At 64.0% G+C, this 19,395-nt stretch carries 18 protein-coding genes and 1 pseudogene; 9 read left to right on the top strand and 10 right to left on the bottom strand.

Going from position 1 to position 19,395, the window contains the following annotated elements; genetic code table 11:
* Positions 1–2 precede the first annotated feature (2 nt).
* Positions 3–1,499, bottom strand: coding sequence for a carboxyl transferase domain-containing protein (locus tag EV641_RS20935; protein WP_054715736.1), 1,497 nt, complete (start codon positions 1,497–1,499; stop codon positions 3–5).
* A gap of 20 nt (positions 1,500–1,519) precedes the next feature.
* Positions 1,520–2,758 carry a cytochrome P450 gene (locus EV641_RS20930; protein ID WP_241997383.1) on the bottom strand — a complete coding sequence of 413 codons (1,239 nt, stop codon included), beginning with the start codon at positions 2,756–2,758 and terminating at the stop codon, positions 1,520–1,522.
* Positions 2,759–2,918: 160 nt separating this feature from the next.
* Between EV641_RS20930 and EV641_RS20925 the strand changes: the two genes are divergently transcribed.
* From EV641_RS20925 to EV641_RS20915, 3 genes are read left to right on the top strand one after another with little or no spacing between them, the layout of a single operon-like run.
* Entirely contained in the window at positions 2,919–3,704 is a 786-nt protein-coding gene (locus EV641_RS20925) for an SDR family oxidoreductase (RefSeq protein WP_054715727.1), read from the top strand.
* Between the two features lie 26 nt (positions 3,705–3,730).
* A complete protein-coding gene (locus tag EV641_RS20920; RefSeq protein ID WP_132474258.1) occupies positions 3,731–4,543 on the top strand; it encodes an enoyl-CoA hydratase-related protein in 813 nt (270 codons plus the stop codon).
* A 37-nt stretch (positions 4,544–4,580) separates the two neighbouring features.
* Positions 4,581–5,384, top strand: coding sequence for an enoyl-CoA hydratase-related protein (locus EV641_RS20915; RefSeq protein ID WP_132474256.1), 804 nt, complete (start codon positions 4,581–4,583; stop codon positions 5,382–5,384).
* A 4-nt stretch (positions 5,385–5,388) separates the two neighbouring features.
* Here the strand turns inward: EV641_RS20915 and EV641_RS20910 are convergent, their stop codons facing one another.
* Entirely contained in the window at positions 5,389–6,186 is a 798-nt protein-coding gene (locus EV641_RS20910) for an SDR family oxidoreductase (protein WP_132474254.1), read from the bottom strand.
* A 135-nt stretch (positions 6,187–6,321) separates the two neighbouring features.
* Here EV641_RS20910 and EV641_RS20905 point away from each other — a divergent pair, with 135 nt between their 5' ends.
* Complete coding sequence (locus tag EV641_RS20905; protein ID WP_054713041.1) at positions 6,322–7,041, top strand: TetR/AcrR family transcriptional regulator C-terminal domain-containing protein; 720 nt, start codon at positions 6,322–6,324, stop codon at positions 7,039–7,041.
* Between the two features lie 22 nt (positions 7,042–7,063).
* Here the strand turns inward: EV641_RS20905 and EV641_RS20900 are convergent, their stop codons facing one another.
* Entirely contained in the window at positions 7,064–7,453 is a 390-nt protein-coding gene (locus EV641_RS20900) for a pyridoxamine 5'-phosphate oxidase family protein (RefSeq protein WP_241997391.1), read from the bottom strand.
* Between the two features lie 91 nt (positions 7,454–7,544).
* Here EV641_RS20900 and EV641_RS20895 point away from each other — a divergent pair, with 91 nt between their 5' ends.
* From EV641_RS20895 to EV641_RS20880, 4 genes and pseudogenes are all read left to right on the top strand, one after another.
* Positions 7,545–8,777: an amidohydrolase family protein gene (locus EV641_RS20895; protein WP_054713039.1), complete on the top strand. Its 1,233-nt coding sequence runs from the start codon at positions 7,545–7,547 to the stop codon at positions 8,775–8,777.
* A gap of 49 nt (positions 8,778–8,826) precedes the next feature.
* The gene (locus EV641_RS20890) at positions 8,827–10,128 is read left to right on the top strand and encodes an amidohydrolase family protein (protein WP_132474252.1); all 1,302 of its coding nucleotides are present in this window, start codon (positions 8,827–8,829) and stop codon (positions 10,126–10,128) included.
* A gap of 30 nt (positions 10,129–10,158) precedes the next feature.
* On the top strand, positions 10,159–11,151 hold the full coding sequence (locus EV641_RS20885; RefSeq protein ID WP_132474250.1) for a Rieske 2Fe-2S domain-containing protein: 993 nt from the start codon (positions 10,159–10,161) through the stop codon (positions 11,149–11,151).
* A pseudogene (locus EV641_RS20880) lies at positions 11,148–11,611 on the top strand (isochorismatase family protein). Before EV641_RS20885 ends, EV641_RS20880 begins: the two are co-directional and overlap by 4 nt.
* On the opposite strand, the gene EV641_RS20875 reads toward EV641_RS20880, so the two are convergent.
* From EV641_RS20875 to EV641_RS20865, 3 genes are read right to left on the bottom strand one after another with little or no spacing between them, the layout of a single operon-like run.
* Positions 11,600–12,427, bottom strand: a complete 828-nt coding sequence (locus tag EV641_RS20875; RefSeq protein ID WP_132474384.1) for an NAD(P)-binding domain-containing protein — start codon at positions 12,425–12,427, stop codon at positions 11,600–11,602. The pseudogene EV641_RS20880 and the gene EV641_RS20875 sit on opposite strands and share 12 nt — an antisense overlap.
* Before the next feature lie 8 nt (positions 12,428–12,435).
* On the bottom strand, positions 12,436–13,284 hold the full coding sequence (locus EV641_RS20870) for a mycofactocin-coupled SDR family oxidoreductase (protein WP_132474248.1): 849 nt from the start codon (positions 13,282–13,284) through the stop codon (positions 12,436–12,438).
* Positions 13,285–13,319: 35 nt separating this feature from the next.
* On the bottom strand, positions 13,320–14,858 hold the full coding sequence (locus tag EV641_RS20865; protein WP_054713037.1) for an aldehyde dehydrogenase family protein: 1,539 nt from the start codon (positions 14,856–14,858) through the stop codon (positions 13,320–13,322).
* 95 nt (positions 14,859–14,953) lie between these two features.
* Here EV641_RS20865 and EV641_RS20860 point away from each other — a divergent pair, with 95 nt between their 5' ends.
* Complete coding sequence (locus EV641_RS20860; protein WP_054713036.1) at positions 14,954–16,174, top strand: CoA transferase; 1,221 nt, start codon at positions 14,954–14,956, stop codon at positions 16,172–16,174.
* A 63-nt stretch (positions 16,175–16,237) separates the two neighbouring features.
* On the opposite strand, the gene EV641_RS20855 is transcribed toward EV641_RS20860, so the two are convergent.
* From EV641_RS20855 to EV641_RS20845, 3 genes are read right to left on the bottom strand one after another with little or no spacing between them, the layout of a single operon-like run.
* The gene (locus EV641_RS20855) at positions 16,238–17,425 is read right to left on the bottom strand and encodes an acyl-CoA dehydrogenase family protein (RefSeq protein WP_132474246.1); all 1,188 of its coding nucleotides are present in this window, start codon (positions 17,423–17,425) and stop codon (positions 16,238–16,240) included.
* 11 nt (positions 17,426–17,436) lie between these two features.
* Positions 17,437–18,504, bottom strand: a complete 1,068-nt coding sequence (locus EV641_RS20850; protein ID WP_132474244.1) for an acyl-CoA dehydrogenase — start codon at positions 18,502–18,504, stop codon at positions 17,437–17,439.
* Positions 18,505–18,532: 28 nt separating this feature from the next.
* A complete protein-coding gene (locus EV641_RS20845) occupies positions 18,533–19,372 on the bottom strand; it encodes an amidohydrolase family protein (protein ID WP_054713034.1) in 840 nt (279 codons plus the stop codon).
* Between the last annotated feature and the right edge of the window lie 23 nt (positions 19,373–19,395).

Genomic DNA, 19,395 nt, shown 5'->3' with positions numbered 1-19,395 from the left:
ACTCAGGGGACGATCGCACAGCGGCTCACCGGCTCCGCTACTGCTTGTCGTGCATAGATTCCCCGCTGCAACGATGTGAGCAGGGCATTGCGGGTTTCTTCGGGACTGATGAGTTCGTCGAAACCCATGTGTTCAGCGGAACGGTACGACGCCTCGAGCTCCATTTCTCGAAGTGACGCCGCGAGGCCGTCGTCCGCATTCGACGCACCGCTGAGGGCATCAGCGCTCATCGCACCCATCGTCGCGCCGGGGTAGGCGTACGCGGCGACCTGCCCGTCGAACCCGATCAGCGACATCACCATGGACCCGAAACCGTACGCTTTCCGCAGCGTCACATGCATTTTCATCGTCGTCGCGGTGGTCTGCGCGACGAACATCCTGGCCCCACTGCGGAGCACGCCATCGCGTTCGGATTCACTGCCCGGCAGCATCCCCGGATTGTCGGCGAGGAACACGAGCGGCAGGTGGAACGCGTCGGCGACCGAGATGAAATGGGCTGCTTTGTCGGCCGCGTCGGAGTCGATCGACCCGGCGATCACCTGCGGCTGATTCGCGACAACCGCCACCGGGTGACCTCCCAAGTGCGCCAACCCGCAGATGATTGCCCGCCCGAAGTCGGGTTGCACCTCGAACCAGTCCTTCGTGTCGACGACCGTGTCGATCACGGATCTCATGTCGTAGGTGCTGCGGTTGTCGCGGGAGATGATGTCGAGAAGCTCGGGGGTGTCGCGGGGCTCGGAGAACTCGTCGGGCTCGGTCGCGATGGGGTACGACCACGCGCTCGGTGGGAAGTACGACAGGTAGCGGCGGATCTCGTCGAGGACTTCTTCATCGGTGTCGGCCACGTTGTGGATCAGTCCGCTTGCGATGGCGACGTCGGGTCCGCCGAGATTCTCCTTGGAGACATCCTCTCCGGTGGACACTTTCACGACCGGCGGACCGGCGGTGAATATCGCGCCCTGCCGGCTCATGATGGCGAAGTCCGAGACCGGTGCAATGAGCGCGCCGTGCCCGGCAGAGGCACCGAGCACTGCGGTGACCACCGGCACCTTCCCCGAGCACTGCGCCTGTGCGAGCAGATCGGTCGGGGTTCTGCCGTAGTGATCTCCGGTGGGGCGGAACCCGGCCCCTTCGAGGAGCATGATGAGCGGGACCTTGTTGCGGACAGCGAGTTCGGCGAGCCGGTAGCGTTTGGAGTTGCTGCCCGGCGAGATCGTGCCCGCGAGCGTGGTGAAGTCCTCGGCCCCGACCATCACCGGCATTCCGTGGATGAGTCCCGAACCGGCGACAATGGCGTCGGCGGCAATCTCCCCACCGACCAGCGTGCCGAACTCGTGGAAACTGCCTTTGTCGAGCAGGTGATCGATTCGCGCTCGCGCATCGAGTTTGCCTTTGCCGCGATGCTTCGCCACTCGTTCTGGGCCACCCATCCCGTGCGCGTGGGTCCGGCGGCGGGAGAGGTCGTCGAGGGTGTCGTCCCAGATCCGCGCCTGTGTCATGTGAGGTCCTTCGGAGGTCGTCATGTGGCCGTCGAGTAGCGGATCGGCAGGTGCTTGAGCCCGCCGACGAAAGTGGTTGCGGTGAGTTCGGGTTCACCGGCGAGTTCGATCGTGCCCAGGCGCGGCAACAGTTCGGCGAAGAACTTCTTCATCTCCATCCGTGCCAGGCCCGCGCCCAGACAGAAGTGCACGCCGAACCCGAACGCGACATGGTTGTTGGGGTCGCGGCGGATGTCGAAGGTGAAGGGGTCGTCGAAGACGTCTTCGTCGCGGTTGGCCGACGCATAGGACAGCAGGAGGGAATCCCCGGCCGCGATGCGCACACCACAGATCTCGCGGTCTTCGGCGGCGGTACGCATGAACGCCTTGACGGGAGTGACCCAGCGGATCATCTCCTCCACCGCGTGCGGCAGCATGTCGAGATCGGTGCTCAGCGCTCGGCGTTGATCGGGATGGTCGATCAGTGCACGAAGCCCGCCTGCGATGGAACTGCTGGTCGTGTCGTGGCCGGCGGTCGCGATAATCGTGTAGTACGACATGGTCTCGATATCGGAGAGGGGTTCGCCGTCGATTCGCGCGTTGGCGATCGCCGACGCCATGTCGTCGGTGGGGTTCTCACGGCGGGATGCCGTGAGCGCGCTGAAGTACTCGAACATCTCGAGGAGTGCGTTCATGGTTTCGTCGGCGGGCTCGCTTCGTTTCATTTCGTCGTCGTCGCTACCCACGAGCTCCTGCGTGAGACGCAGCATTCGAGGGAAATCGGATTCGGGTACGCCGAGCAGCGACATGATGACGTAGAGAGGGAAGTTCACCGCGACCTCGGGCACGAAGTCGCACTCGTCTCCGGCCGCGAGCATCCGATCGACATGAGACTTCGCGAGCTCCTCGATTCGAACCTCGATGGCTTTCATAGCCTTCGGGCGAAACCAGTCGGTTGCGATCGAGCGAAGCACGCGATGCTGCGCACCGTCGAGGTGAATGAGGGTGCGAACACCGACCGCGGCCTGCATCTCGTCGGACTCCGCCGTCATGAGCACCGGGCGGGGCCAGTTGGTGAAGAGCGTGTTCTCGCGTTCGACGGCCATGATGTCGGCGTGCTTGAGGAGTGCCCAGAACGGCTGATAGGACGGCACCTCCACCCGAACCACCGGTGCCGTTGTGCGTGCCTCCGTCAGCACCGAATGCAGGTGGTCTTCGTCCTTGTACGCAGTCGGGGTCGCCAAGACCTCGGCACCCTCTCCGACGATTCGCTGGTTCACGAACGACACTCCGTTCCCGCGTATTCCGGCGACGCTTTCGGTCCGGCGTCGCAGACCCCGAGCCCTGGTCTTCTCGCCCCAGAGTGATTTATAGTGTGCCTTACTGTCAAGCATTCTATATAGCTTTCGTCGGGGTGATCCCGGAAAGGCGCGAGGCCACATGGCAACTGATCAGCGCAAGATCGTCGTCGTCGGAGCGGGGTCGGGAATCGGTGCCGCGACCGCCGCCCACTTCCACGAACAAGGCGACCACGTACTCGCCGTCGACCTCCACCCGGATCGTGCCGAAGCATCGGCGCACGCACAGTGCGACTTGCGCGATGCCACGCAGATCAACAAGCTTCTCGGCTCGATCGGGGGAGACTGGGATCTGCTCGCCTACGTCGCCGGGGTGCCCGGAACCGCACCCGCCGCCGACGTCCTGAAGGTCAACTACCTCGGCATGCGGCTGTTCGTCGAAGGCATGCTGCCTCTGCTGCGCCAAGGCGGGTCCGTCGTCACCGTCGCGTCGGTGGCAGCCCTCGGATGGCAGGAGCGCCAGAACGACCTCGCCGGTCTCCTCGAGGCAACCGACGGCGACACCGTCGAACGCTGGCAGGCCGAACAAGACCCGAACTATCCCGTGTACAGCACGTCGAAACAGGCCGCGATCATCTATTCGAAGCGCCTTGCGCCCTCCGCATGGCAGAAGTACGGCGTCCGAGTGAACACGGTGAGCCCCGGACCGACCGAGACCCCGATCCTCGGCGACTTCGAGGAATCGATGGGTAAGGACGTCCTCGACGGGGTGAAAGCGCTCATCGGCCGGCATGCCACGGTCGCCGACGTCGTGCCGGTCATCGCGTTCCTCGGATCGCCTGACGCCGGGTGGGTGAACGGTCAGGACATCCACGTCGACGGCGGTTTCGTCGCGCCGCTCACCGTCGGTGCACCGATCCAGCTCTGACCACCCTTCGACACCCCGAGGTGACCATGCCCGACAACGCCGTGAGCCCCGACGGGCCACTGCTCGCCGATCTGCACGCCGGCATCCTGACGCTCACACTCAACCGCCCCGAACGGAAGAATGCGATCACGCCCGAGATGTGGGCGCGCCTCCGAGATCGCCTTCTCGACGCGACCGTCGACAACGGGGTGCGCGCGGTGGTCCTCACCGGCGCGGGCGCCACGTTCTGCAGCGGCGCCGACATCGCCGACACCGCGGGAATGGACGAATTCCCCGACCCGTCCGACCTGATCAGCACCATCAACGACACCATCCGGCTGCTCCAGGAGCTTCCGGTACCGACCGTCGCGAAGGTGAGCGGGGTCGCGGCCGGGGCGGGCTGGAATCTCGCCCTTGCCTGCGACCTGGTGGTGGCCGCGTCGGATGCGCGGTTCTGCCAGATCTTCGCGCGCCGTGCGTTGTCGCTGGACACGGGCGGGTCGTGGCTGCTCCCGCGGCTCGTCGGGCTGCAGCAAGCCAAGCGGCTGGCGCTGCTGGCCGACATGATCGGAGCGGACGAAGCGCAGTCGCTCGGTCTCGTCACATGGGTGACTGCTCCGGTCTCGCTCGACGAGTTCACCCACGGCATCGCGGAGCGGCTCGCCTCCGGGCCGCCGCTCGCGCTCGCACAGACCAAGGACCTGCTCAACCGCGGACTCGACCGGTCGCTGACCGAAGCACTCGAGTACGAATCACAGGCGCAGGCGGCGAACCTCCAGGGCCCCGACATACTGGAGGCCTTCGCCGCATTCTCGGACAAGCGCGACCCCGACTACACCCGTGCCGCAGCCGCACGGTGAATGACCGGACCCCGACCTCGTTGCAGAAGGAAGAACAGTGACGTTCGAGACCATCGAATATGCCGTCGACGGCCACACCGCGACCCTCACTCTCGACCGGCCCGAGGCGCTCAATGCCCTGAGCCCGCACATGATCACCGAGTTGCGTGCCGCGTATGCCGAGGCCGAGAACGACGACAAGGTCTGGACTCTCGTCGTCACCGCCAATGGTCGGGCATTCTGCACGGGCGCCGACGTCAAGGAGATTCCGGGCGATGGGAAAGTCGTCAACGAACGGCCGTACCTGTCGACCTACGACCAGTGGGAGGCACCGCAAGAAGGCACCCCCCCGTTTCGTTCGATGACGAAACCGATCGTCGTTGCTGTCAACGGGATCTGCTGCGGCGCAGGCATGGACTGGGTCACCACCGGCGATATCGTCATCGCCTCCGAGATGGCAACCTTCTTCGATCCGCACGTCAGCATCGGCCTCGTCGCAGGACGTGAGGTGGTGCGTGCCGCTCGGGTGCTCCCGCGGAACGTGGCACTGCGCATGGCTCTGATGGGAAAGCATGAACGAATGAGCGCCCAGCGCGCATACGAACTGGGGATGATCACGGAGATCGTCGAACACGACCTGTTGCTCGAACGGGCACACGAGATCGCCGACATCGTCAACTCCAATGCACCACTGGCAGTTCGGGGAACTCGCCTGGCCATCATCAAGGGCCTGGACATGCCGTTGCACGAGGCCGAGATACTGGCCGAGTCGTTCCGCGAGCGGGTGACGCGCACGGAAGACGCACTCGAGGGCCCGCGCGCATTCGTCGAGAAGCGTGCGCCGATATGGCAGTGCAGATAAGCGCTCAGGTGAAGTCGGACCCACCGTCGATGTTGATATTTGCTCCGGTGATGTACGAGTTGCGCTGCGAGACGAGGAACGCCACCAACGGGCCCACTTCGTCCGGCAGACCCGCCCGTGGCATCTGCGACGGGTGTCCGAAATGTGTTCCTATAGCATCCATCAGGGCGTACGGATCGGTCGATTCGACACCCACCGACCTCGCCCATTCCCTCAGCGACGGCGTCACGATCGTTCCGGGTGAGACGACGTTGACCAGAATCTCTTCGGGCGCCAGCAGCTGCGACAGATTCTTCGACGCACTGGTCAACATTGCCTTCGCTGCAGTGTAGGCGACGAGCGGAACGCTCTGTCTCTGAGTGGATTGCGCAGAAAAGTTGACGACGCGCGCCCACTTTGCGGAACGCAGGAGCGGGAGGGCGGATCTGACACAGCGCACCATCGACATCACGCCGTCCTCGACGGCGTCGTGCCATTGGTCGTCGGTCAGGACGTCGAATGCCCCCTGCGCATTCGGCCCCACGGTGTTGACCAGCACGTTGAGTTCACCGCCCCAACGCTTTCCGAGCTCATCGAAGAGGCCGATCACGGCCTGCCCATCACGTACGTCGGCCACGAGCCCGACCGCATCTGGGCTCCCGCATTCGGACAAGTTCGCTGCGGCACGCTCGACATCGGCACGCGACCGGCCGGCGACCGCAACGCGCGCACCCTCCTGCGCAAGGCATTGCGCGGACGCAAATCCCATCCCACGGCTGCCACCCACGACAACCGCTGCAGCACCGCCGAGTCCGAGATCCATCGTGCCCCTCATCTACCGATACGCCGTAACTTATGCAGATACCGTATCTTATACGGTAAGCATATCTACAGTAGAGAACATGGGGAGACGGCTCGCCCGAGCATCCCGGACGTAACCTGTAAGGCGGTACCCGACATGGCGAAGCGAACCCGGCTCGAGCGAGGGTCCCTCAATCCCGATGACATCCTCAGGGGCGCATTCGAACTCGCCGAGGAGGTCACCGTCGACAATCTGAGCATGCCAATGCTGGCACGATACCTCGACATCGGCGTGACCAGCATCTACTGGTACTTCCGCAAGAAGGACGACCTTCTCACCGCGATGGCCGACCGCGTACTGCGCGACTCCATGCGGTCCATGCCTCTCGTCGAGGCCTCGAATTGGCGCGACACGCTGCGTGCCCACGCACGAACTGTTCGTCGCACGATCCTCGACCGACCGATCCTGTGCGACCTCGTTCTGATCCGCCCATCCTTGAGCTCCAATGCAGCTCGGCTCGGCGCGCTGCACAATGAGAACGTGATCACCAGCCTCGTCGAATCCGGCTTCACCCTGGCCGACGCGGTGAACATCTACTCTGCCGTGCAATTGCACGTGCACGGCATGGTTGTCCTCCAACGACTCCAGGAGAAGAACCGGCAGTCCGAGGAACCCTCGGGTGCGTATTACGAGATCTTGTCGATCTCCCCTGAGACCACTCCCCTGCTTGCAGAGGCGAGCGAGAGTGGCCTGCAGAGCGGCGAACCCAACGACCGGAACTTCGAGTACGGACTGGACTGCATCCTCGACCACGCTGCAAGAGTGCTCATTTCACAGAAAGACTGGGGCGCGGTCCCCGCGTCGCCGAATCGATGATCGCGGCAGGCCTCCTGTCGATTCATTTCGCTGTGAAACGGGTGGCGTCGAGGATCATCACAACGCGGTCGTCGACATCGTCGGGCGGTTGCAGGTCGGGTTGCCCGTAGCGTTTCCCCAGCGACAGGTAGAACGAGCCGTCGTGGTCGCCCTGCACTGTCACCAGCCAACCGCGTACCTCGAGGCACCGCGCGGGCTCGTCCGGGTCGGTGATCAGGAACGAGTAGTTGGGATTCGCTTGAAGACTCACGAACTTCTTGCGAGGAATAGTGTGGCTCACCCTCAGATGTGCACCATCCCAGATAAATCGCATCGGAGACAGACTCGGCGACCCATCGGGACTGACAGTACCGAGCACACCGACGATCGGCCGTTCGAGAAGGTCCTCGTAACCGGGAGGCACTTTCGACATCATGACCCCAAGTTACCGTAATGCCGACTGTTGACATAACCGTTGCGCGCTGCGAGGCTCGAATTCACGAGCGGCACGAAGGAGACTGCGCATGACAACGTCCGACGGTGCACCGATCTTCGATGCCGACACACACATGTACGAGACGTCCGAAGCCCTCACGAGGTACCTCCCCGACAAGTACACGAACGCCGTCCAGTACGTACAGATCGGTCGTCGCACGCGCCTCGCCATCAACGGTAAGATCACCGACTTCATCCCGAACCCCACCTTCGACCGGGTCGCAGCACCGGGCGCCCACGAGAAGTTCTTCGCCGGCGAGAACGTCGACGGACTCACACTCCGCGAAATGCAAGGGTCCGCCATCGACTGCCCACCCGCCACTCGCGGTCCGGACGAACGACTCGCCGAGATGGACCGGCAGGGAGTGCGGGAATCACTGGTCTTCCCCACTCTCGCCAGCCTCGTCGAACATTCGTCCGCCGACGATCCGGAACTGACACTCGCAATCGTTCACGCCTTGAACCGGTGGATGCTCGAGCACTGGGGCTTCGACCACCACGGCAGAGTGTTCACCACTCCAGTGATCAACTGCGCCGAGGTGGACGGCGCCCGACGCGAACTCGCATACCTCGTCGAGAACGGGGCGAAGGTCGCGCTGATCAAGCCCGCTCCGGTCAGAGGTCTCCACGGCTGGCGCTCTCCCGCACTCCCCGAGTTCGACCCCTTCTGGCATGACGTGGAAGTGGCCGGCCTCCCGATCGCGCTTCACGCGAGCCAGCCGCCACTCGACGAATACGTCAACAAGTGGGAGCCCCCGAACACCCAGAGCTTCATGGCCATGAGCGCATTTCGCTGGCTTGCTCTCGGGCACCGGGAGATCTCCGACATGCTCGGCAGCCTGATCTGCCACGGAACCCTCACGCGCTTCCCGAAGCTGCGGATCGCCAGCGTGGAGAACGGAAGCTCGTGGATCCGGCCGCTGTTCCACGACCTCGAGGATCTGACGAAGAAGATGCCGCAGAACTTCCCGGAAGATCCGCTCGAGGTATTCCGTCGCAACGTCTGGGTCAGCCCCTTCTGGGAAGGGTCGGTGGCAGATGTCGTCGACATGGTCGGCTGGGACAAGGTCATGTTCGGATCCGACTACCCGCATCCCGAAGGCCTTCCCGAACCCAAGGGGTATTGGAAGTACGCGGAAGGAATGGATCGCCGGCGGACGTGGGATTTCATGGGCGACAACGCTCGCCGCTTCATGGGCCTCTCTATCGCGAACCCGGATCCGGATGCTGCCGATCCGCCGACGCTCGCCACAGCAAGGTAGTCGCCTACGAAACTCAAGACCTCGCGCACGGCCCTCGGAAGGAACGAGCATGGACAAGAACGACATGATCCTGGTCAGCGTCGACGACCACATCATCGAACCACCCGATATGTTCGTCAACCACCTCCCCAAGAAGTACGTGGACGACGCACCGCGCCTGGTGCACATGGAGAACGGCGCAGACATGTGGAAGTTCCGCGACAGGATCATTCCCAACGTTGCTCTGAACGCAGTAGCCGGTCGTCCGAAGGAGGAATACGGCCTCGAACCCGAAGGGCTCGACGAGATCCGACCGGGCTGTTACGACGTCCACGAACGCGTCAAAGATATGAATGCGGGCGGTGTTCTGGCGCAGATGAACTTCCCGTCGTTCCCCGGCTTCGCCGCTCGTCTGTTCGCGACCGAGGACTCCGAATTCTCGCTCGCACTCGTCCAGGCCTACAACGACTGGCACCTCGAAGAGTGGTGTGGTGCATACCCCGGCCGATTCATCCCGATGGGCCTACCGGTGATCTGGGATGCCGAACTGTGCGCTCAGGAGGTCCGGCGCCTCGCGAAGAAGGGGGTGCACTCCCTCACCTTCACCGAGAATCCGGCCGCGCTCGGATACCCGAGCTTCCATGACGAATACTGGAATCCGTTGTGGAAGGCTCTCGTCGACACCGATATGGTGCTGTCGATCCACATCGGATCCTCGGGCAAGCTCTCGATCCCCTCGACGGATTCGCCGCCCGATGTCATGATCACGCTCCAGCCGATGAACATCGTGAACGCCGCCGCAGATCTTCTGTGGTCGCGCCCGGTCAAGGAATACAAAGACCTCAAAATCGCGCTCTCCGAAGGTGGTACGGGCTGGATCCCGTATTTCCTCGAACGCGTCGACCGCACCTTCGAGATGCATTCGACCTGGACGCTGCAGGACTTCGAAGGAAAGCTCCCCAGCGAAGTGTTCCGAGAGTATTTCCTCACGTGCTTCATCAGCGACCCGCTCGGCGTCAAACTTCGCCACGACATCGGTATCGACAACATCGCGTGGGAAATGGACTATCCGCACAGTGATTCGATGTGGCCAGGTGCGCCCGAGGAACTGAGCAGCGTCTTCGCCGACGACCACGTTCCCGACGGGGAGATAGACAAGATGACCCACCTGAACGCGATGCGATGGTACTCCTTCGACCCGTTCGCACATGTCCGCCGCGAGCAGGCCACAGTGGGAGCACTACGGGCCGCAGCGGAAGGTCACGATGTGAGTATCCGTGCGTTGAGTCATCATCAGACGAGCGCCGAAGAGAAACTCGCGGCCTGGGAGCAGCAGATCAGCGCAGCCTCCCAGATGCAACGCTCGAGCTGAACTCAACCGACCCGAAATCAGGAGTATCCGTTGGAAGTACCGTTCACGTGGAAGGTCACGGGCTGGTTCGTGATCGGCTGGTCGGGCGAATTCGAAGCCGGGCAGAGCCGTGCCCTGCACTACTTCGGGGAGGAACTCGTCGCCTACCGCGACGATGCCGATGAACTGCACGTCATGACCGGGCACTGCCGTCATCTCGGCGCGCACCTCGGACACGGCGGAAAAGTGGTGGGCGACTGCATCGAATGTCCGTTCCATGGTTGGCGGTGGGGGCCGGACGGGAGCAACCGCTACATTCCGTACGACCCCGACCGCCCCAACAAGGCATTGAAGCTGCGGGTCTATCCCATTCGGGAGCAGCACGGAATCGTGTACATGTGGCATCAGCCGGCCGGGAAACCTCCACAGTGGGAACTGCCCGATCCGTTCACCAAGTTCCCCGAAATCACCGCCGGCCCAGACAACTACTACCGCATCTATCCGGAGTTCTCACGCCGCGCGGAGTACGAGCCGGTGCATCCACAGATCGTGGCCGAGAACGGACCGGACAGCGCCCATTTCCGATATGTGCACGGCGCCAGTGTGACTCCAGTGTCGCTAGGATGGGAAGCCGTCGACAACGAGTGGCAGTTCCTCACCGGCTGGCCCGATGAGACCAGCGACGATCCCGATAAGATGGCGCTTCGCATTCATAGCCACTTCTCCGGTCTGGGATACGCGATGAGCGCGTTCGAAGGTGCCCAGAACTACCGGCTGATCTTCGCCTGCACCCCCGTCGACGACGGGCATTCCGACCTCTTCTATTCGATCTGGTGGCCTCGCAACGACGGTCACGACTCCGACGTTCCACCGAAGGACGTTCAGGAGAAGGTCGAGCGTCGATTCCTCCACACCGTCTTCGAAGACCTCGGCATCTGGCGCCATCAGGTCTACGTCGAGAATCCCCCGCTCGGTCGCGTCGACGCCAAGCCGTACATGGCGATGCGTCGGTGGGCGACGCAGTTCTACGAGACCCGCGCGTGAGCGCGCCGACGCTGAAAGACCTTCTGAATCCGGACCGCACGGCAATCGTCACGCAGGAACTGCAGGGCGCCGTCGTCGGTCCGGATTCAGGCATGGCAGAACTCGCACACGAGGCGAGACGTCATGCCCTCCCCAACATCGGCCGCCTGCTTCCCGTCGCCCGCGACGCGGGTGTTCGTGTGGTGCATTGCCTGGTACACCGTCGTGACGACAATCAGGGCTCGAACGACAACGCAAAGCTCTTCGCGATCGGACGCCACACCACCTCCATGGCCCCGGGGAGCTCGGGAGCCTCCCTTCTGCCGGAACTCGGGCCGGCACCGTCCGACTTGGTGTTGACCCGCATGCACGGTCGATGATCGACCACACGTTGAGCGTGCTCGCGACCATCACCACCACCGACAACATCCTCTCGATGTGGAGCGGTGACGCGTCTCGCGACGCCGGCTCACCCCTGTGAGTGGGCGACGAGTCCGGCAATGGGACCACCTGCCACCACAGAAGCAAGCCAGCCCAGATCGACGCCTGCATCCTCGGCTGCCGCGGTACATGCGGCGACATCTTTCCGCAGGAACGGTGACGCGAACTCGTCGAACGTCTCGACACCGCCGACCTTTCCGATCGACGCGAGGGCATGGCTTCTGCCGCTGCACAACGCAATCGCGGCGAGTAGCTCACGACTTCCGATACCGAGACGGTCGCCGAGTTCTACTGCTGCCGCGGCAAGTTGAGCGTTCGCCGCGAAGAGCAGATTGTTGACCAACTTCAAGTTCAGTGCGCTGCCGAATCGACCGGTCCTGATGATCGGATCGGCATATGCGCCCACCGCCGCTACCACGCGATCCAGCACCGCATTCTCCCCGCCCATGAGCACGGTCAGTTTGCCCGCGGCAATGTCCTCTGCCGATCCGCTCACCGGCGCATCGACGAGTACCGGCCCGCCGGGGTGGTCGGCGCGGATCTTCTCGAGAGTGCCGACGGTGCCCGTCGTGTGCGACACGACGACCGCGCTGTCCTTCGCGTTCGCCATGAAACCGTCCGGCCCCGCGGCCAGTTCCGTCAACTGCGCATCCGAGAACAGGCACACAACGAGAATGTCGGCCTGCCGAGCCACATCCGCGACCGAGTCGGCGAGGTACGCACCCGCAACGCCGAGACGCATGCGCACCTCTTCCCTGCGGGCGTAGATGCGGACGTCGTGCCCCGCGCCGAGGAGTCTGCGGACCATGGGCTCACCCATCTGGCCGGCTCCGAGAAATCCGATGATGTCGGTCATGGTGGTATTCATCCCTTCCAGGGCACGGACTTCACATAGCCACCCGCGTCGATCCGCAGCTGCGTGCCGGTGATGAAACGCGATGCGTCGCTCGCGAGGAACAGAACTGCCTCGGAGACGTCCGACGGCTCGATGTACGGCACGCGCATCGCCTGCATGGCCGGGAATGCCATCTCGGCTTCTTCCCTCGTCGGATGCTCGAGATCGGGTCGGAACACCCGGTACATCCCCTCGTTGTGGAGCATGTCGGTGTTCACGTTCGTCGGGTGCACAGCGTTGATGCGGATGTCCTTCTTCGCCAGCTGCACTGCGAGATCGTTGACGTAGCGCGCCACCATCTGCTTCGCGAGGCTGTACGCCGAGCCGCCCGGTCCCTGGTTGGTCGCGCTGCCCAGTTGAGCGGCCAGGGAACCGGTCGCGATGATCGACGCCCCCGCGCCGAGGTGCGGGATGCTGCCCTGGACGACGTTGAACACCCCGGCCAGATCGGTGTCGATCGTGTCGGACCAGGACTGCAATGTCTGCCCGTCACCCATCGGGCAGATTCCCGCGTTGGCAACGACGATGTGGAGTCCGCCGAGTTCGCTCACTCCGCCGGCGATCGCGTTCCACACGTCGCGGCGTTCACGTACATCGGCGACCACGGTGTGGACACGAACTCCCTCCTTCTCGACGAGGCGGGCCGTCTCCTCCAGATCCTCCCGTCTCGCCAGCGGGTAGGTGTTGCCCTCGAGGTCGGCGCAGAGGTCGAGGGCGATGATGCTCGCGCCCTCGGCCGCGAGGTGGAGCGCATGCGACCTCCCTTGTCCGCGTGCTGCTCCCGAGACCAGTGCGACCTTACTGTCGAGCTTGCCCATCCGTGTACCTTTCGTCGCCGATACGTGAATCGTCTTCATGCACGTCGGGGAACCCGCGCGGCGAGGGTCTTGGTTTCGAGGTACTGTTCGAAACCTTCCATCCCGCACTGCCTCCCGATACCGCTGTTCTTGAAGCCACCGAAAGGTGCGTCGGCGCCGTAGAAACTGCCACCGTTGATACCGATTGCGCCGGTGCGCACGCGACGTGCGATGGCCTCGCCTCGTTCGAACGAGTCCGTCATGACTGCACCGGCAAGGCCGAACGGACTGTCGTTGGCGAGCCTGATCGCCTCGTCGTCGGTGGCGAAGGGAATCAGGATTGCGACCGGCCCGAAGATCTCGTCCTGCGCGATAGCCTCGCTGTTGTCGACGCCTGTCACAAGGGTCGGCGCCACAAAGTGGCCGCCGCGCAGATGCTCGTCCAGGCCGTCCACCTCGCCTCCACCGACGAGGAACTGCGCACCGTCGATGCGCGCCTGCTCGAGCATGCCGAGCACCTTCTGTTTCTGGGCGTCGCTGATGAGTGGGCCGACGAATGTCCCTGCTGCCGCCGGGTCGCCGACCGGAAGCTGCCGGTATGCCTCGGCCGCTCCGGCCGACAGATCATCGAACAGCGACTCGTGCACGAGGATTCGGGTGTTGACCGCGCAAGCCTGACCCGCATGGGAGCACGCGCCGATCGTCGCCATGATCGCCTTCGACAGGTCGGCGCCGTCGGTGACGATGAGAGCCGATTTTCCCCCGAGTTCCAGGAACGTCCGCTTCATCGTGTCGGCTGCTCGGCGCATCAAGGCGCGGCCGACCGCGGTGGATCCAGTGAAGGAAAGCAGGTCGACGCGCGGGTCGTCGGCGAGCAGACCTGCAACGTCGTTGTCGGGGGTGGTCACCACGTTGAACACCCCGGCTGGGATGTCGGTCTTTTCTGCGACGAGCCTGCCGAGGCGTGCCGCGTTCCACGGCGTGTTCGGATCCGGTTTGAGAACCACGGTATTTCCTGCGGCGAGAGCCGGGCCCATCTTGTTGAGGATCACCTCGATCGGATAGTTCGACGGCGTGATCGCCGCAACCACCCCCACCGCTTCCTTGACCACGGTGCGGATGTTTCGCTGCCCGAACAGACCCCCGCCGTCGAGGATCCGCTCCCATTCGAACTCATCGATCAACGCTGCCGGGTAGCGGAGGGATTCCGACAGCGGCCAGTCCAGTTGCGCATCGGCCGTGGCCATCACCGGGCATCCGACCTCGGCCACGAGTTCGTCTCGCAGGTCTTCCTTCTCTGCCTCGATCGCGGTCTGGAGTTGCTCGAGGCAGCGCCGTCGCAGGGCGCGGTCGGTCGACCATGCGGTCTCATCGAATGCGCGACGTGCCGCGCCGATCGCTCGGTTCATGTCGTGTGCGGTCGCCGCGGCGGCGTCGCCGAGTACGAGTCCGGTGGCGGGACTGAGATTTCGATACGTCGCACCGTTCGTCGCCTCGGTCAGCACTCCGTCGATGAGCAATCGGATCTCCGCCCGCTGCGCGACGCGCCGCCCCAATTCCACGCTCGTGATCTCGGGGCTGTCGACCTCACTCATGCATCCTCCTCAACCGGAACCGGATGACTAACTGTAATCTATACAGTAATCTTCCGGGAAGCTGTACAGCCCGACTTTGCGAGAAGGGAACGTCGATGTCCGATCTCCTCAACGGTGTCACTGTGGTGGAACTCGCCTCCTGGACGTATGTGCCGAGCGCCGGCGTCGTACTCCGCGACTGGGGCGCCGACGTCATCAAGATCGAAGACACCCGGGGCGGCGACCCATGCCGCTACCTGACGGTCGGCGGTCTCGATCCCGCGGAATCCCGGGTGAAGGCCAACTTCATGATGGAGATCGGAAACCACGGAAAACGCAGCATCGCAATCGACATCAAGACACCGGAGGGGCGCGAGATCTTCGCCAAGCTCATCGCGAAGGCCGATGTCCTCCTGACCAACTGGCTCCCCGGCGCGCTCGAACGCGCCGATCTCTCGGTCGAGACCCTCCGTTCGTTCAACCCGAACGTGATCATCGCGCGCGGAAGCGGCCAGGGCCCGCTCGGCCCCGACCGCGACAAGGGCGGGTTCGACGCCTCCGGGTACACGGCACGCGGAGGCGTTGCCTATGCACTCACACCGGACGGTCAGGAGTTTCCGTTCGCGCAGGGCCCCGCATTCGGCGACCTGCAGGGCGGCAGCACCCTCGCTGGCGGCATCGTCGCAGCACTCTTCCATCGGGAACGGACCGGAGTGGCACGCACGGTCGACGGATCGCTTCTTGCCCAAGGAATGTGGGCCGTGGCACCTGACATCTGCGCGGCCGACTACTACGGAATCGACCGCATCCCGGCCTACTCCCAGGGGGAAGCTCCGAATCCTGTGGTGAATCGCTACAAGACCCGCGACGGCCGGTGGCTCCAACTCGTGTTCCTGCAGGCCGACCGCTTCTGGCACGGATTCTGCGAACGGATCGGGCATCCCGAACTCGCAGTCGACGAACGATTCACCCCACTCGCCAATCTCGTCGCCAACAAAGACGAAGCGACGACCATTCTTCGGGCGATCTTCGCCGACCGCGATCTTGCCGAGTGGCAGAAAATCCTCGCCGACGAGCCAGGTGTGTGGGCGCCGCTCGCGACCCCTGCCGAGGTGCTCGACGACCAGCAGGCCGTCGCCAACGGCTATTTGATGAGCGTCGCCGATGAGGACGGTGAAGTGTTCAAGACGGTCGCAGCCCCGATCCAGTTCGACGAGACCCCCGCGAAACCAGGACGCTCACCCGAACACGGCGAACACACCGACCAGATCCTCGAAGAGTTGGGGATGACCTGGGACGACATCATCGCGGCGAAGGTCGCCGGAGCCGTCCTGTAAACCGACAGTAGAACGCCGGCGTGGCCGCATCGGCCGCGCCGGCGTTGTGCCGTAGCCGGGCTTTCAGCTCTTGACCGGCGCGTACACCGGTCGACCCAAGCCGAGCACATACTGCGCGATCATGTTGCGAAACACTTCCAGTGTGCCGCCGTAGATTCCGCACAGCGGCGCCCACCGATACAGGTACTCGCTCGCTCCCTCGTCGATCGCCCCATCGGCATCTGTCGGCAGCACAGACGCGGATCCCAGGATGTCCATGAGTTCGGGTGCGACGTCGCGCATCGTCTGGGCGATCGCGACACGGCCGTACATGTTGGGCGTACTGAGCGCCATCTCGATCCGGGCGACGGACCTGCCCAGGCGGTCGGCAACGGCACCGTCGTCGATTCGGCTCTGCCCGTCGTTCCCCGGCCGCCCCACGATGGCCGCGACCTTGTCGACCGCCGTGCCCATGAACATGCCCTGGTGCTGGAGGATCGCGATGTCGTCGAGACCGTCGGTGGCCGCGTCGACGACCCCGTGCTCCGCATCGAGCGGCCCGCGCAACACCGCCCACCCTCCGTTGACGTCCCCGAGCCGGTACTTGTCGGAGATGCGCACATCGTTGTAGTAGACGATGTTGGTGCGGTCGCCATCCACCGTCCGCAGGCCCCGGATCTCGATACCAGCAGTATCGAGCGGAACGAGGAACATGGTCAGCCTCTTGTGTTTCCGCTCCGCGTTCGAATCGGTGTTGGTGATGAGAAAGACGTACCGGCAGTTGTGCGCGCCGGTCGTGAACATCTTGGCACCGTTGATCACCCAGTCGTCGCCGTCGCGCACCGCTTTGGTCTTGGACGTCGCGATATCCGAACCGCCGTCGGGCTCGGTGTATCCGAGGCACATGCGCACGTGGCCGCTGAACACTCCGGGCATCACTTCGGCACGTAACTCCGGGGAACCGTATGCCTCGACGGAATGTGAGACCAGGATGGTGGTTCCCCACGTCACCCATGGGGCGTGCACACGTCGACGTTCGAGGGCCCAGATGCGGCTCTCGACGCGGGAGAAGCCGCCGTCCTCCGGCTTGCGGTACTCGCGTTCGAGGTACCCGGTCTCTCCCATCGCGAGGTGGACGCCCTCGTCGAAGTTGTCGCCGGTCTCTCGATCACGTCTGCGCACTTCGTCGGTGACGTGCTTGTCGAGAAACGTGCGAATCTCGTCAAGGAACGCCTGTTCGTCTGCGGCCAGTTCCACTCGTGAGAAATCCATGTTCGTCTCCTCTATACCGCAGCCAGCGCCGCATCGGCACTCGCGGACCGCTTCTGTGCCACCACCCGAGCCACGTGTCGCGTGGTGTCGGACAGGTCGCCGCCGGCCAGCGGCCACCCGCGAGCCCGTACCAGATACGAACTCGCCGCGGCCTCTGTCGACACCCCCAGACCACCCTGGACCTGAACGGCCATCGTCGCGGCCCGCGGTGCCTCTTCCGCCATGAAGACGAAGGCCGCGCCCGGCAGTTCCGGCCGAACGTCCGGCTCGTTCTCCAGGAACCAGGCGGCCTTACGTGCCAGTGCTCGTCCGCCTTCCACGACGATGGCCATGTTCGCCAGCGGATGCGAGATGCCCTGCAGCGAGGAGATGGGAACGCCCAGCGTGTAACGGGTCTTCGCGAATTCGGCGGCGATGCGCATGGTCTGTTCCACAAGACCCACCAGGGCCGATGCGGTCAGCAGGCGCCATTCGTCGAGAGCGCGGCCCCACTCTGCGATGGCGGTGGGGCCACTCGCCAGAACCGTCCGGTGCGGTGCGTCGGCGGGGTCGACCCACGCCATCGGCAGCTTACCGAGGTTTTCGACGCGCTCCGGGGCCGGGTCGAAGGTGAGGAGTACGACGTCGTCGCCGTCGCGCACGATGAGGTCGTCGGCGATCGATGCGGTGGGGGTCAGCCGTCGGCCCGTCCGGTCACCGAGGTGCGGGTCGAGTCCGACGATGTGCTTACCCGACGCGATCACACCGAGTTCATCGATGTCCAACCGAGCGAGAAGCCTTGCAGCACAGACATGATCAATCCACGGGACCGGAGCCAGATATCTGCCCACTTCCTCGGCGACAAGGGTCAGATCGACCAGCGTCGCTCCGTCGCCGCCGGCTTCTTCCGGAAGAGCCATCGTCGTCGCGCCGGTCGCGCAGAGCCTCTCCCACAGGGCACGGTCGAATCCGTCGGCCTCGTTGGCGTGCACAGTCTCGATCGTGCAGTGGGTTTCGAAGAATTTCGCGTACGCGTTCTGCAGATCCAGTTGGTCTTCGCTCAGGCTGTAATCCTCGCGCCGCAGCTCGTACCGATCCATCTCTACTCCTCGAGTTGTCGTCTGGAGATCAGCTGAGGGGCTGCCGGTCGCCGAAGAAGAACTCCTCGGCATTGCCGAACAGGAAATTGTCGAGCGCAGTCTCGGGCAGCTCGAGCGACGTTGCTTCGGGGACGATGCGGCGCTGCGTGAGCACCGGCCAGTCGGACGCGAAGATCACTTTGTTCTGTCCGCGCGTGCGCATGAAGTGCAACAAGCTTTCTGGCAGTCGTTTCGGCGACCACGCCGACGTCATGAGCCGCAAATTCGGGAACCGGAGCAACATTCGGATCGCGACGTCCCACCACGGATCCGCTCCGTGCATCATGCAGAGTTTCAGTTCCGGGAAGCGCACGCACACCTTGTCGAGGTGGAGCGGATTCTGCACTTCGCCGGGGAGCGCCGGACCGGGGATGCCGGTGTTCATGCACAGCGGCAGGCCCATTTCGGCGCATTTCGTGTACAGCGGGTAGTACAGGGCGTGACTCGGCGGATAGTCGCCGTCGCCCCAGAAGCTGGGGCCGATCGCCGCGTAGCGGACCGGCAGGTCGTGCGTGATTGCGGCGAGTTCCCGCACCATCTTCATCGGGCGGAACAAGGGCCCGACGCCCATTGCTAGGGAGAACCGTTCCGGGTGGGCTTCGGCGAATTTCCGCGCGGTGAGCCGGGGTGTCGCGATGGAGTCCATCAGGATGGCCTTCTGCACGCCCATCTCGTCCATCTCGTCGAGCAGCTCCGACATGTCGACGGGATCGAACATCGACTTGGGTCCCTTGAAGTAGTTGTCGCGGACCGATGTCATCCATTTCGGTTGCGAGTCCGCCTCCCCGAAGTGGACGTTGAGCAGGCAGTCGATGACTTTGCGCGGCATATGATCTCCGTTCGGACGACTGC

Origin of the sequence: Rhodococcus sp. SMB37, from assembly GCF_004345605.1 — a bacterium.
Classification (GTDB): domain Bacteria; phylum Actinomycetota; class Actinomycetes; order Mycobacteriales; family Mycobacteriaceae; genus Rhodococcus.
This window is presented reverse-complemented; position numbering and strand designations above follow the sequence as displayed.

Coding starts and splice junctions, on each gene's coding strand:
- EV641_RS20905 (WP_054713041.1), top strand. CDS start 6,322: ATGGCGAAGCGAACCCGGCTCGAGCGAGGGTCCCTCAATCCCGATGAC.
- EV641_RS20925 (WP_054715727.1), top strand. CDS start 2,919: ATGGCAACTGATCAGCGCAAGATCGTCGTCGTCGGAGCGGGGTCGGGA.
- EV641_RS20865 (WP_054713037.1), bottom strand. CDS start 14,858: ATGAGTGAGGTCGACAGCCCCGAGATCACGAGCGTGGAATTGGGGCGG.
- EV641_RS20935 (WP_054715736.1), bottom strand. CDS start 1,499: ATGACACAGGCGCGGATCTGGGACGACACCCTCGACGACCTCTCCCGC.
- EV641_RS20850 (WP_132474244.1), bottom strand. CDS start 18,504: ATGGATCGGTACGAGCTGCGGCGCGAGGATTACAGCCTGAGCGAAGAC.
- EV641_RS20920 (WP_132474258.1), top strand. CDS start 3,731: ATGCCCGACAACGCCGTGAGCCCCGACGGGCCACTGCTCGCCGATCTG.
- EV641_RS20900 (WP_241997391.1), bottom strand. CDS start 7,453: ATGTCGAAAGTGCCTCCCGGTTACGAGGACCTTCTCGAACGGCCGATC.
- EV641_RS20895 (WP_054713039.1), top strand. CDS start 7,545: ATGACAACGTCCGACGGTGCACCGATCTTCGATGCCGACACACACATG.
- EV641_RS20845 (WP_054713034.1), bottom strand. CDS start 19,372: ATGCCGCGCAAAGTCATCGACTGCCTGCTCAACGTCCACTTCGGGGAG.
- EV641_RS20860 (WP_054713036.1), top strand. CDS start 14,954: ATGTCCGATCTCCTCAACGGTGTCACTGTGGTGGAACTCGCCTCCTGG.
- EV641_RS20875 (WP_132474384.1), bottom strand. CDS start 12,427: ATGACCGACATCATCGGATTTCTCGGAGCCGGCCAGATGGGTGAGCCC.
- EV641_RS20910 (WP_132474254.1), bottom strand. CDS start 6,186: ATGGATCTCGGACTCGGCGGTGCTGCAGCGGTTGTCGTGGGTGGCAGC.
- EV641_RS20870 (WP_132474248.1), bottom strand. CDS start 13,284: ATGGGCAAGCTCGACAGTAAGGTCGCACTGGTCTCGGGAGCAGCACGC.
- EV641_RS20855 (WP_132474246.1), bottom strand. CDS start 17,425: ATGGATTTCTCACGAGTGGAACTGGCCGCAGACGAACAGGCGTTCCTT.
- EV641_RS20890 (WP_132474252.1), top strand. CDS start 8,827: ATGGACAAGAACGACATGATCCTGGTCAGCGTCGACGACCACATCATC.